This window comes from Micromonospora sp. DT81.3, from assembly GCF_049847225.1.
GTDB lineage: Bacteria > Actinomycetota > Actinomycetes > Actinomycetales > Microbacteriaceae > Microbacterium.
This window is the reverse complement of the sequence record NZ_JBNCNY010000026.1, coordinates 1-11,560: the sequence shown is the minus strand read 5'-3', so window position 1 is coordinate 11,560 and position 11,560 is coordinate 1. Positions and strand designations below refer to the sequence as shown.

Genomic DNA, 11,560 nt, shown 5'->3' with positions numbered 1-11,560 from the left:
CGAATACGAAGCGAATACGTCGTCACAGCACACCATCCCTCCGGTGTTGCAACCACCGCAAGAACCCAAGGATCCCTAAGCGGGCAGTGGCCGCTCCATGTAGCCACCTCCGCACCGTAGATCGCCGGTGTCGCTTGTCGTGGCTGGGCGGTCTCCGTATCGTCGGAACATGGCAACGGTCCTCGACATGTCGATCTCGCTGGACGGCTTCATCGCTGGAGCGAACGAGGAGCCAGGACACATCGAGCGGTTGCATCGTTGGTTTTTTCTGGGCGACGAGTCGGGCGCCCACGGGGTGCCGGGGGTGCCACCAGGGGTGAACGGTACCGCGATGCGGCGGATCCTGGCGACGGGAGCGGTCGTCGCTCCCCGGCGGACGTTCGAGCAAGGCGAGGGGTGGCACGGCGACCACCACGATGGCGTTCCTGTCTTCATCCTGAGTCGGCGGCCCGCGCCCTCCGATGCCGCGAAATGGCCGCTCGTGACCTACCTCACCGATGTCGGCGACGCTCTGCGTCGCGCACGAGACGCGGCGGGCGAGCGCGACGTTCTGGTGCACGGAGGTGCCGGCACGCTCGCCCGGGCCGTCGATGCGGATGAGCTCGACGAAATCGCATTGCATGTCGTGCCGGTGGTGCTCGGTAGCGGCCGCCCCCTGTTCTCCGAGCTACCGGGCCGTGTCGAGCTCGAGCGCACACACGTGCTCGAGGGGGAGGAGGGCGTGACCCACCTCCGGTACCGTGTTCGGCGCTGATCGTGCCCGCGAGTGACACGCACAGCTGCATCACCTCGAGCCAACCATCGCCGTAGAGCGGTCGCTCAGCGTTCGTTGTTCTTCACGGCCTACAGCTCGGGTCTCGAGAGTGCGCGGCGTGATCACGCGCGATCCGGCCGGGATGCTGTCATCGGCCATTGCGCACTCCTCGCGTGATGCCGCCAGTCGAACGACCGCTCGGACGTTCGACAAGGTGCTTTCGAGAGTCGGTGTCTCTTGGATCGTTGTCGTGGCGATCGCCGCCATCTCGCCAACGTTCGCCATCACTTGGCATTTGCCTTCCGGCTGTTCCTCGGGCTCAGGGAGGCTGTCTTCCTTCGCGCCGGGACCGCGGCCAGTGACTCGGGATGCCGTCAGGCGGCGGGCGGGGGAGCCGCAGTCAGCACGATGAGCGGACTGTGCGCGATCATGTCGTCGACATCGTCTCTGCGCCATCGGCGTGCGGCGGCCTCGATGAGCGGCCGTGCTTCGTGGGGATCGGTGATTACCCGCGCGGTGGCAGGCACGTCGGCCTGGATGCCCTTCTTCAAATGCACAATGACGTTGGGGTCTGCGGTGATGTTGTGTATCCAGTCCCTTGTGCGGTCTCGACGCGGCATCCCGGTGATGAACAGCACGCCATCCTCATGGTGCAGGAAGATCTCAATGCGGCGCGGTAGCCCGCTACGGCGACCGGTCGTCGTCAGGTCGATGAGCTGACTTCGGTGCAGGGCCTCGCTGACGTCGTTGTTCACACCTGTTGAAGCAATCTCGCTGCTGCAGACATTCCAAGCGATCGGTGAGACTTTCCGTGCGCAACGCTGATGGCAAAGCCCCCGGCAACAAAAATCAAGTCTGTAGTCAGCGGGTCCCTGAGCGCTCGATCACCGCGCTTAAGCCGGTCCCTCAGCGCAACAAGCTGCGTCTCAGATCGAATCCCGATAGCGCATCGTCACTGACCCGATTCCGTGACCGCGTCGGTGGCAGATGGAAGGGCTGCTCGACCGCTTCTAGCCGACACCGTATGCCCCGATGTCCTTTCACTACGGGCTCCAGAGGAAGGCGTGCCTCGAGCTGTTGCCCGCTTCGTCGCGTGGCAGATACGCGTATCCCGTGACTTGGCCGCGTAGGTTGATCGCGGATGCCGCGCTTTCTACGCCACCCAGTGTGCCCAAGTCCGTCATTCCGGTAGACGCCGTCCACCGGAACGCATGGAGGGTGTCAGATCGAATGGTCGAGCCGGCGATTTGATTCAGTTCGTTGGTGTCCACCGGCGCGCTGTAGACCCCGCTTTCGGGCGGGATCAGTCTTTGCTTTCCTCCAGAGGCCGTCCATCGGATCGGGACCCATCGGTCCTCGCTATATTCAATACCCACTACCTGGCCACGTGCATTGATGGCTGTGGGCAGGAAGCCCAGAGGCTGCATTCCCGCCGACGACGGGGTCCACAGGAATCCGCCTTCCTGGCGGTTCGGTGGCGACGTGCCGATGATCTGACCCACCGCGTTGATCGCGGTTGCCTCGCTGGATGGACCGCTTAGCGTGCCAAGATCCTGCATGCCAGCGGACGGCGTCCACCGGAATGCGTGCATCGTCCCGTCCGCTGTGCTTGAAGAACCGGTTACCTGACCCAAGTCATTGATCCCGGTGGCAACGCTGAGCCCACCACCGAGAGTGCCGAGGTCACGGATGCCGCCGGTCGGCGTCCACAGGAACGCGTGACGAGGCCCGTCGAAGAGGTCCGAGGACCCTACGATCTGCCCGCGGTTGTTGATCGCTGTCGCCGAAGTCCACTCCCCGCCGAGGTTCCCCAGATCCTCCATGCCACCCGTCGGTGTCCACCGAAACGCACGTCGCGGCCCGTTAAGGGGCTCAAGGAAATACGTCCATCCGGTGACGTGACCCCACTCGTTGATCGCTGCCGCAGAACTGGCGTCGCCGTCGAGGGTTCCGAGATCCTGCATCCCGCCGGACGGCGTCCACCGGAAAGCGTGACTGGACCCATCCGAGGTGTCGGAGGTGCCGGCAACCTTGCCCCGCACGTTGATGTCCACCCCGGTGCTGTTGGGGCCGCCCAGCGTGCCCAGATCCCGCATGCCTGTTGCCTGCGCGGACACGGTCGACACCGATGTTGCGCTGGCCGTGGCCGGGGTCAACGTCGCCAGTGCCGTCCCTACCACTGCGGCGAATACCCAAATCCTCGGAACGTTCATTACCCACTCCTGTTGATTGAATTGTTCTCTGGTATCGGGCGTGCGTGAATTGTCCTACCCGCCGGAACCCTCCGCAAGGTCATACCGCAGGCGAATCAGATCGACTCGCGAAATAGGTGACCCTGCTCCCGCACCCCGAATCAGGCTTTTTGCGGGCGGCCGATGCGGATCCTGAGTGGGCGGAGGACCTTATTGCCGCCTGGACCGGCGAGTAGGATGCTCGCGCGAGGGACACGTCCTGAAGGAGTCGGAGCAGAACATCATCTTCGCCCATCGTTCTGTGGGACTGCGTTACGCGAGGATCGCATGACACAAGGATGGATCTAGGGGGTGCCATCATGACGCCGCTCGATACGACCGGTGTGGATCTGAGTGGGCTGGTTGCCATCGTTACCGGCGGTGGCCGCGGTCTTGGACGGGGAATGGCTCTGGCACTAAGTGCTGCCGGAGCGAAAGTAGCGGTGGTCGCCCGCACAAAGGGACAGCTGGGGGAGACTGTCAGGCTGATAGAGACGGCCGGTGGGCGAGTTCTTGCAGTCCCTGCGGATGTCACCGACCACAGCGCAGTCGAGACGATGGTCGCGACCGTACATCGCGAACTCGGCGAGATCGGCCTCCTGGTCAATAACGCGGGCGTGACCGGCAAGCCTGGCCCCATCTGGGACTCAGATCCCGAGGACTGGCAGCATACGGTCGACGTGAACCTGAATGGCACCTACCTATGCAGCACGGCAGTGGGCAGACTCATGCTCGAGCAAGGCGCGGGCCGGATCGTCAATGTGGCCAGCGGAGCCGCATTGGGCCCCATCCTGAATGGCAGCGGATATGCCACATCCAAAGCCGCCGTCTTACGACTGACCGAATGTCTTGCAGCGGATGGCCGCGCGCACGGGATCAAGGCCTTCGCGATCGACCCAGGTTCCGTACGTACCGCCATGACGGAATATCTGATCGAGTCGGACGAGGGCCGAACCTATATCCCGGGGTACCGGGACTACATCCTGGCCGGTGGGGATGTACCGGCGGAGCTTTCGGCAAATCTGGTCACTCTCATCGCGTCCGGGAAACTGGACTCGATGTCCGGGCGCCTCATACGGGTCACCGATGATGTCGAACAGATGGCCCTTCGCGCGGAGCAGATAACCGAAGATGACTTGTACACGCTGCGACTTCGAACGCTCTGACGACTCATCCCAACCCGCGGTGTAGTCGGGGCCGGAATCCGCCGCTCTTGAGGGAGCGCGGAATAAAGCATCCTCTAAGCAATCTCGCGTACAGCGACTCCACCCCCGAAGGCGGCTCCTAGGCCTTCTGCCCACTCGGAGGCCGGTGCGTCTGCAAGCGGGTCCGCGAACGGGCGGCCCGCGGCCCGGGGCGGTACGTGATGACCCGTCCGGCCTCGGCTTGGCGATCAGATACCGAGGACGTCTGGACCTTTGTGGTGGCTGATCCGTCCGCCGTCGATCGGGGCCGTTTCGTGCCCGGCGAGCTCATGCAACCACGGTGGCTGCTGGTCTATCGACACCGAACCTGCACCGCTGGTGAAGTAGACGACGATCGGAGGGCTTGTGACGAACGCGGCCGCGAGGGCAGCGGCACCCGGCACGGTCACAATGGCCTGGCGGGCGTGCAGGTCGCGCATGAGCGTCGCGAACGCCTCGGGATCGTCCCGAACCGCCTCCACAGAACCAGCGGGAAGCTGCGTGCGCAGTTCGCTCACGATCTGCTCACGCTGTGCCGCTGGGAGTCGTTGGAAGGCGGCTGCGTAGGCTAAGTCCGCGACGCTCGCTGGGACGTTTCCCAGAACGTAGGCGTATCGGGCGATCTGCTCGTCATCGCTGATCTCGTGCCGTGAATGTCGCCACTTCACGATTCCTCCTGAGTGATCAGCGCCAGACTACGCCCGCCGGACGGGGACGGACCAGGGCAAGCAATCTCAGCCCGCGAGCCGGTTCCTCACCGCGACGGCCCTCGTGCCGGATGGGGGCTCTTCATGTCCGATCTCGGTGCAGGTACGACTGAGCCGAACACTGGTCCGGGAAGGGACGAACCTCACAGCATCGTTCCCAGAACTCGCCGTCACTGCACAAGCCGAGATCCCAGCAGGTTGCGTCGTGAACGAGGATCGCGTCGTCGCTGTTCCTGGACAAGACTGAGGGGATGACGCCTTCTCAGTCCCGGCTCGCCACCGCCGTCGCGGCGAGCAGGAGTTGGTACGACGATGTGATGGCGCTGCACGGCGCGCCGGTCACCGTGACCGACGAGATCTGGGTCGCCGATGGCTGGGTGCCGCCGTTTCATTCGACCGTGCTCGCAATCCGGCCTGCCGCCGACGCGGATGCGGCCGCCGAGGCGATCAGCGCCCGCCAGCGAGGCGGACTCGAAGGCGGTGGCATCGCGGATTGCTTCGCCGATCTGGACCTTGCGGGTCGCGGGTTCGAGACACTATTCGAGGCACGGTGGATTCATCGTGCAGCCCCGGAACCGGGGTTCGCCGACGGGTGGAGTGAACTCGCCGATCCACGGGACCTGCGGCGGTGGAGCGAACTGCACGACTATGTCGGGGTTCTGCCCGACACGGTGCTCGGGCATCCGCGCTTCAAAATCCTGGCGCGGTCGGCGGGCGGGTCTCTCATCGGCGGCGCCGTGGCGCACCAGCCCGGGAACGGGGACGTCGTGGGGCTCTCGAACGTGTGGGAGCGTCCCGGGGCGGATCCGGATTGGCTCGGATTGCTCGCCACGGTCGGCCGATTGCACCCGGGGCGGGCGCTCGTGGGCTACGAGCGCGACGCCGACCTCGCGCGGGCGCTCGCCGCGGGCTTCGCGGTCGTCGGCACACACCGCGTCTGGGTGCGCGCCTCTTGAATCCCGAAACGCGCCGTGAACGCCGAGCACCGAGCAGTCGGTAGGGCGAAACGATCGCTATACGAGACCATCGGCAACGATCGCGAGCCACTGGCCCGGGTCGGGATCGGCCGTCTGCGGGCTCCGGCCGGTCGGTTGCGGGTATCAGGGGCAGAGGGGTGCTGGCTCGTCGTGACGGGCCACTGTCTCGGAGCTCGGGAAGATGCGGGTGATCGACAGCACCGCCGGCTCGGTTCCCGGGTTGCTGACGTAGTGCGGCCCGACCTCGGTGAACGACTGGTTCACGCCGAACATCTCTCCTGCGTCGCACCCGGTTTGCCGAACCACCGTGCCGGACTTCACCACGACGATCACGATTCCCGGGTGCGAGTGCCAGCCTGAGAAGCTCCCCGCCGGGTAGGTGAGGTCGAACGTCGTGACCGTGGTCTCATCCTTCGTCTTAAGCTGGATGCCGTCCTGGGAGACCTTGGTGGGTCCGTTTGCCGTTTCGTCGAGGATCCCGCTTGCCACGTCGCTCTGCACAAGATTCCCCGACCCCGGTGTCGCCATCGCGGCGGACGCGAGTCCGGTCGTACAGATGAGCGCCGCCACTGCGATGGCGCTCGTGATCCTTCTTTTCGTGTTCATGGCTCCCCACCCCTTCATCGAGGGCTCAACCATGGCGGCTCAACCCGGCGTTTCGGGGCCATTGTGTTCCCGCCCACCGGGTCTGTCAACGGGGCATCAGAGTAAGGAAAAACGGGGAGGAGTGGGCCATCCAGAGACATGGTTGCGACGCGGATGCCTTCTCAACAGGGTGACGGCGCCCTGCCCAGTCGCGCCACAACACCGCGACTCGGCACGCGCTCGGACATGCCCGGCCAGGAGCATGATCGAGCCCAAGGGACCGCCCGCAAGCATCGGTCCGCTTCCGTTCGCGAACGCGAGCCTCGGTGGGACCGTGGTCGGATGGATGGAATACAGATCGGCTACGCAAGAGTATCGACCACGGATCAGGATCTGACGGTCCAGCGCCAGGCGCTGCTGCGACTAGGAGTGCAGGATATGCACATCTACGTCGATCACGGGATGACGGGAACGAATCGCGCTCGCCCAGGCCTCAGGGAGGCGCTTGCCGCGGTGCGAAGCGGGGACACACTTGTCGTGACGAAGTTGGACCGCCTCGCTCGCTCGTTACGGGACGCGCGGGACATCGCTGATGAGCTCACCGCGAAAGGTGTTGCGCTGAGTCTCGGCGGAAGCCGATACGACCCGACTGATCCGATCGGCCGGCTGCTATTCAACGTGTTGGGCATGGTGGCTGAGTTCGAGCGGGACCTGATCAGCATGCGCACCCGCGAGGGCATGGCGGTCGCCCGTGCGAAGGGACGACTGAAGGGCAAGCAGCCGAAGCTATCCAAAACTCAGCGCACGCTCCTCTTCGAGCTGCACGACACCGGCGACTATACGCAGACGGAAGAGGCTGAGCTGTTCAGCGTTTCGCGAGCAACTATCTATCGCGAGATCAAGCGTCGACGTGCGTTGTTCCTCGCATCATACGAGGTGCATATCTTCTGACACCCACCGTCACCGCAGAGCACGGAACGCATCCGCTTGCGAGCATCGGGCCGAACGCCGAATTCACCTCTTCATACGCTCCTATCACCTCGACTGATTGAGTCAGTCACGATCCCTTGGCGAGACGCTAGATGCCGTTTCCGGATGTTTGGGGGTTAGCGGCCGCCGCCGGGACGCTCACAGCTCACGTTGAGAGGTCCGGTCGTTTCGCCCCGGAGCGCCGCGAGTCCGAACAGCGAGAGCATCGTGCCGTAGTTGTTCCGGTAGAACGTCGGATAGTCCGGGGTTGGGATGCCGCCAGGCGGCGGAGTCGGCGGGGGTGGTGGAGTTGGCGGTGTCGGAGGAAGCGGGTCCGCGGCGAATTGGGGAGGCTGTGAGGAGTGGGTGTCGGGAATTTCCGTTCCGGACAGTACCGACTGCTCTCGTAGCGCGCTGCACATTGCATCCATGCTCATTTGCGACAGTCTCCAGCCAAGCGGCGGCTGAATCGACGGCGCGGTGTACGGTGTCGCGATAACCGCACCCGCCGACACGAAGGAGTGGAGGATTTCCTGTCGCGTCACGCATCCTTGGGTGGCTGTGAGATCGCTGCCGCAGACGGTGGCGAGGTCGGCGAGGACGCGCTGCATCCACGCGTCTGGTGAGGACTGATTGGGGAGAGCGCCTTGCCCGACGAGCGGAACCAGGAGCTCTGGCGCCGCATCAGGGCTAGAGGGAGCGACGTCGTTGCGGAGCGAGTTCTTGATCGCCAAGACGATCGGCAAGATGATCGGTCGGTCGGCCGATTCCTCCGCCGCAGCGTTGTTCCGCGCGAGGTACATCGCCAACCAGGGAGATACGTCGGCGAGTTGCTGTAGACCCGTGTTCTCGGCGTAGCCGCCGTCAATCAACTGCACTGGGACGGGAGTGTGGCACGCGCCTGGAGCTGTGAGGCGGCCGGCCGGCGAGATGTACGTGAAGCGCGCAGAGAGCATCGCCGCGGTCGACCAGTTAAGGGTGGACGCGCATAGGTTCGAGGTGAGGAGGCTGAGCTCCGCGCCAGTGGAGATGGCATTCGTTGGGAAGCGGCACTGCTCAAGAACGAGACGTTCGGGATCGGGAGCGAAAGCCCCATGTCCGCGCTCCTCGTCGGTGGGGGGTGTGTACATGTCTGTCAGGTTCGAACGGGGAAGCGCCAGAGCCGGGCCAGTCGTTTTCTGCGACATTGCGGCCGCTGGCGCCGCGAGGATTCGGCACCTGCTCGTCGCATCCGTCGAGTTGAGTAACAGCGCCCCCGTGGGCGGGTCGGACGCCGGATCAACGGGATTGCCCAGCTCCGGGACCGCTTGTTCCCATGCCCGCTCGGTCAGACCGGCTCGGTCGTCACCGCCGATTTCAACGCCGGTGATCCCCCGGACAACGTCCGTCACAATGGCTCCGCCCACGGCTGCGGCGAGCCCCGAAGATGTCGCCAATTCGGCGACCTCCCTCGTGTACACCTCGTCTGTAGCTCCCGCCAACGCTCTAGCGGTCACCAGCCCGACCGATCCCCCACTCACACCGCTTGATAGAAGAACCTGCGAGGCAAGGCACGGGTCAGCTGAGAGTGTGCGCATGACGTGCGCCGTCCAGTAGGCGGCTCGGATGCCGCCTCCCTCCGCTGCCACCAGGATCATCGGCCGGATCGGCGAGGATGCGAGTCGCCCCTGACCTTCGGAGCCCGCCTTGTCGATGGGGATGTCGCAGGCGGACTTCTGTCTGGCCTCCCACTCGGCCAGGGCGCGGTCGAGGACTCGGATGCCGGTTCGCCCGTGCGCGGGAGCGTCGAGCGTCTGGCCGGGAATCTGTGCATCCGGGTGAGAGATCCGCACCTGGTGCAGCGACGGGACCCCGCCGCCGAGCGAGCCGACGAATGCTACCGCGAGCAGCACGCTGAGAACCGGAGTGTTGCGCATACCAAGGACGGAGAACACATACAGGGGTTTGTGAGCGTCGATGCCCGCAGCGACTGCTCCGATGAGGAGCGCCCACGAGCCGAGCGCGAGTACGGTAAGAGCCACGACGCCGAGCAGGTGGGCAGCGACGAGCGGCGCCCCCATGAAGCCGAAAAGGGCGGCGATGGCGACGATGATCACAGCAAGCGTGCCACGCGGTGCGCCCGTACCTCGCGACCTTTTCGCGGCAGCGGCGTCGATCCGCGCTCGTAGCGTGTCGATGACGGCTCGCGCAACAACGGGCACGATGACCAGCGCGGCGGCCGCGCCGAGGAACGTCCAAACGACGATGCCGACACGGTCCCCGACGCCAGCTGAGCCGGTCACGGCGAGCCCCAGCGGGCCGATGAACGACCGAATGAGAGCGAGCGGGAGAAAGGCGAGCAAGAGGATCGGGAGTAGGTCGCCGATCGGGCCGACACGTTCTCTAGCGGACCGATCGACCGGTCTCGGCTCCACGGCCTGCACTGACCACCTCTGAAGCAGGACTGAGAGCGCCAAGGTCAGCAGCAGATAGCACAGGAGATAGAAAAATGGCAGCCGGTACCACGGACCGTCCCCGACGAGCGCCCCAACACCAACAAGCGCAGCGACGACGACGCAAGCAGTCAGCCAGCGACCCAGGTGCGGGGGCTTGCGCTCTGACTCGCGCGCGTCGCTGCGTGTGAGGACCCGACCGACGACCCACATGCCGGATGCCACGACAGTCAGCGCCACGATCGCGAGCACGGCGTGCTGATCCATGATGATCGGTCCGTGGTCAACCCATCCCCGCATGACGTCGGGTAGTTGATCAAACACGATGCTGCCCGACGGCACTAAGCCGAGCACGCCTAGCGCGATCAACATCGTTGCGCCCAGGCGGTGCACGAAGACTCCGTGACCTTGCCGAGCCAGACCACCTGTGATCCGGTGCCGCACCCGGGGGTTGCGCAGCAGGGCGACGATTGCGATCGGAAGGGCCACCCATTTCGCGATCGCCACGACCGCGATCGCAACCGCAAGATCGACCCCTCCGTTACCCCAACCGAGGGCTACTGCCTGGATAGCGATCAGCACATTCTCAATGGTGTCGATCACCGGCAACCCCATGCTCACTCGACGCGTCGCGCGCATGTACGCGACCGCGCGGTCGCTCACACGGCCGTCGGCCTTCCGGGTGAGCCAGAGAAGTAAGGACCCGTAGGCGATCACGAAGATTTGGTCGCATAGAACACTGGCCAGAATCCACGCCGCGACTGTGGCGCCGTCGGCTTGAGCCCATATGCCCCATGCCTCCGTATGGGCGGGAGCGCCGATTCCCTGCACCTGCGCCAGAGTGGCGCTTCGATTCGGCACGCCCAGTGCTCCACCGATGAGCCGATCGAGCTCTCCCATACAGATCAGCGCGGCGATCGCGAGCAGCGCGCTCAAGAGGGGGAGCGACACCCGGCCAGCGGCCACGACCCGCGTGGACGCGCGGTCGAGTCGGCCGGGTCTAACTCGAGGCACATCAGTCTGATGCTGCGCCATAGCGCAAAAGTATCCCGTGCGGTCCCGAAGCACCACGGCCTGGCCGCCGACGGCATCGTCACCCCGACTCCACGGGTGGGGAGCGGTCCGCACCGCGACATTCAGCATCAGTCCGACAAGAACTGCAGCTTGGCGTGCTCAATGCAAGCAAGCCACTGATTGCCAACCCGCAAGCTCACGTCGGGGCTTCATCCGCACCCGGACATGCAGCGATCGAGTGGCGGCCTTCGTCTCGCTGGGCGATCGCTGAGCGCGACAGCTTGTGTTTCGGATGGGATCCCTCTACGTTCGTGAGCGCATGAGGACGGCTGATGGCTGTCAGCAGCCCCGGATCCGTCGGAGTGCATCCCCGCTGACGGTTATGCGTCTAGCTCCGGTATCGGGTTGAGGCGCTGCCGACCCCTCATCGGCCCGGCCGGCTCTTGCGTTATCGCCGACGATCTTTCACTACGGGCTCCACAGGAACGCGTGCCGCGAGCTTATGCCCGCTGCGTCGCGGGGCAGATCGGCGACTCCCGTGACTTGGCCGCGTAAGTTGATCGCCAACGCCGCGCTGTTTGGTCCACCCAATGTTCCTGTCGACGGCGCTCGAATTCTGAACGGTTTCGGCGCCTTGGTTTCCAGCGGTCATCGCAACGAGGGGTGATTCTCGGAATCTAGCAGCCGTCCGAAGAGCTCCGCTGGGG

At 65.0% G+C, this 11,560-nt stretch carries 9 protein-coding genes; 4 read left to right on the top strand and 5 right to left on the bottom strand.

The features are described 5' to 3' along the window. Window positions 1-169: 169 nt before the first annotated feature. Window positions 170-754 carry a dihydrofolate reductase family protein gene (locus tag ACPW96_RS22940; protein WP_425886024.1) on the top strand — a complete coding sequence of 195 codons (585 nt, stop codon included), beginning with the start codon at window positions 170-172 and terminating at the stop codon, window positions 752-754. A gap of 374 nt (window positions 755-1,128) precedes the next feature. Here the strand turns inward: ACPW96_RS22940 and ACPW96_RS22935 are convergent, their stop codons facing one another. Both ACPW96_RS22935 and ACPW96_RS22930 read right to left on the bottom strand, forming a co-directional pair. After that, the gene (locus ACPW96_RS22935) at window positions 1,129-1,509 is read right to left on the bottom strand and encodes a nitroreductase family deazaflavin-dependent oxidoreductase (protein ID WP_425886022.1); all 381 of its coding nucleotides are present in this window, start codon (window positions 1,507-1,509) and stop codon (window positions 1,129-1,131) included. Between the two features lie 288 nt (window positions 1,510-1,797). Then, complete coding sequence (locus ACPW96_RS22930; RefSeq protein WP_425886021.1) at window positions 1,798-2,967, bottom strand: hypothetical protein; 1,170 nt, start codon at window positions 2,965-2,967, stop codon at window positions 1,798-1,800. Window positions 2,968-3,305: 338 nt separating this feature from the next. On the opposite strand from ACPW96_RS22930, the gene ACPW96_RS22925 reads away from it, so the two are divergent. Continuing rightward, the gene (locus ACPW96_RS22925; protein WP_425823931.1) at window positions 3,306-4,151 is read left to right on the top strand and encodes an SDR family NAD(P)-dependent oxidoreductase; all 846 of its coding nucleotides are present in this window, start codon (window positions 3,306-3,308) and stop codon (window positions 4,149-4,151) included. A 227-nt stretch (window positions 4,152-4,378) separates the two neighbouring features. Here the strand turns inward: ACPW96_RS22925 and ACPW96_RS22920 are convergent, their stop codons facing one another. Further along, window positions 4,379-4,837, bottom strand: a complete 459-nt coding sequence (locus tag ACPW96_RS22920; protein WP_425886019.1) for a hypothetical protein — start codon at window positions 4,835-4,837, stop codon at window positions 4,379-4,381. Between the two features lie 290 nt (window positions 4,838-5,127). Here ACPW96_RS22920 and ACPW96_RS22915 point away from each other — a divergent pair, with 290 nt between their 5' ends. Beyond that, the gene (locus tag ACPW96_RS22915) at window positions 5,128-5,832 is read left to right on the top strand and encodes a hypothetical protein (RefSeq protein WP_425886018.1); all 705 of its coding nucleotides are present in this window, start codon (window positions 5,128-5,130) and stop codon (window positions 5,830-5,832) included. A 144-nt stretch (window positions 5,833-5,976) separates the two neighbouring features. Here the strand turns inward: ACPW96_RS22915 and ACPW96_RS22910 are convergent, their stop codons facing one another. Beyond that, window positions 5,977-6,459 (bottom strand): cupin domain-containing protein, encoded by a 483-nt coding sequence (locus ACPW96_RS22910; RefSeq protein WP_425823925.1) that lies wholly within the window; start codon window positions 6,457-6,459, stop codon window positions 5,977-5,979. Between the two features lie 321 nt (window positions 6,460-6,780). Here ACPW96_RS22910 and ACPW96_RS22905 point away from each other — a divergent pair, with 321 nt between their 5' ends. Further along, complete coding sequence (locus tag ACPW96_RS22905) at window positions 6,781-7,389, top strand: recombinase family protein (RefSeq protein WP_425886016.1); 609 nt, start codon at window positions 6,781-6,783, stop codon at window positions 7,387-7,389. Window positions 7,390-7,544: 155 nt separating this feature from the next. Here the strand turns inward: ACPW96_RS22905 and ACPW96_RS22900 are convergent, their stop codons facing one another. Then, complete coding sequence (locus tag ACPW96_RS22900; protein WP_425886014.1) at window positions 7,545-10,790, bottom strand: hypothetical protein; 3,246 nt, start codon at window positions 10,788-10,790, stop codon at window positions 7,545-7,547. Between the last annotated feature and the right edge of the window lie 770 nt (window positions 10,791-11,560).

Excerpts from the sequence above, each read along its gene's own strand:
- ACPW96_RS22940 (WP_425886024.1), top strand. The coding sequence starts at position 170 with ATGGCAACGGTCCTCGACATGTCGATCTCGCTGGACGGCTTCATCGCT.
- ACPW96_RS22930 (WP_425886021.1), bottom strand. The coding sequence starts at position 2,967 with ATGAACGTTCCGAGGATTTGGGTATTCGCCGCAGTGGTAGGGACGGCA.
- ACPW96_RS22925 (WP_425823931.1), top strand. The coding sequence starts at position 3,306 with ATGACGCCGCTCGATACGACCGGTGTGGATCTGAGTGGGCTGGTTGCC.
- ACPW96_RS22915 (WP_425886018.1), top strand. The coding sequence starts at position 5,128 with ATGACGCCTTCTCAGTCCCGGCTCGCCACCGCCGTCGCGGCGAGCAGG.
- ACPW96_RS22910 (WP_425823925.1), bottom strand. The coding sequence starts at position 6,459 with ATGAACACGAAAAGAAGGATCACGAGCGCCATCGCAGTGGCGGCGCTC.
- ACPW96_RS22905 (WP_425886016.1), top strand. The coding sequence starts at position 6,781 with ATGGATGGAATACAGATCGGCTACGCAAGAGTATCGACCACGGATCAG.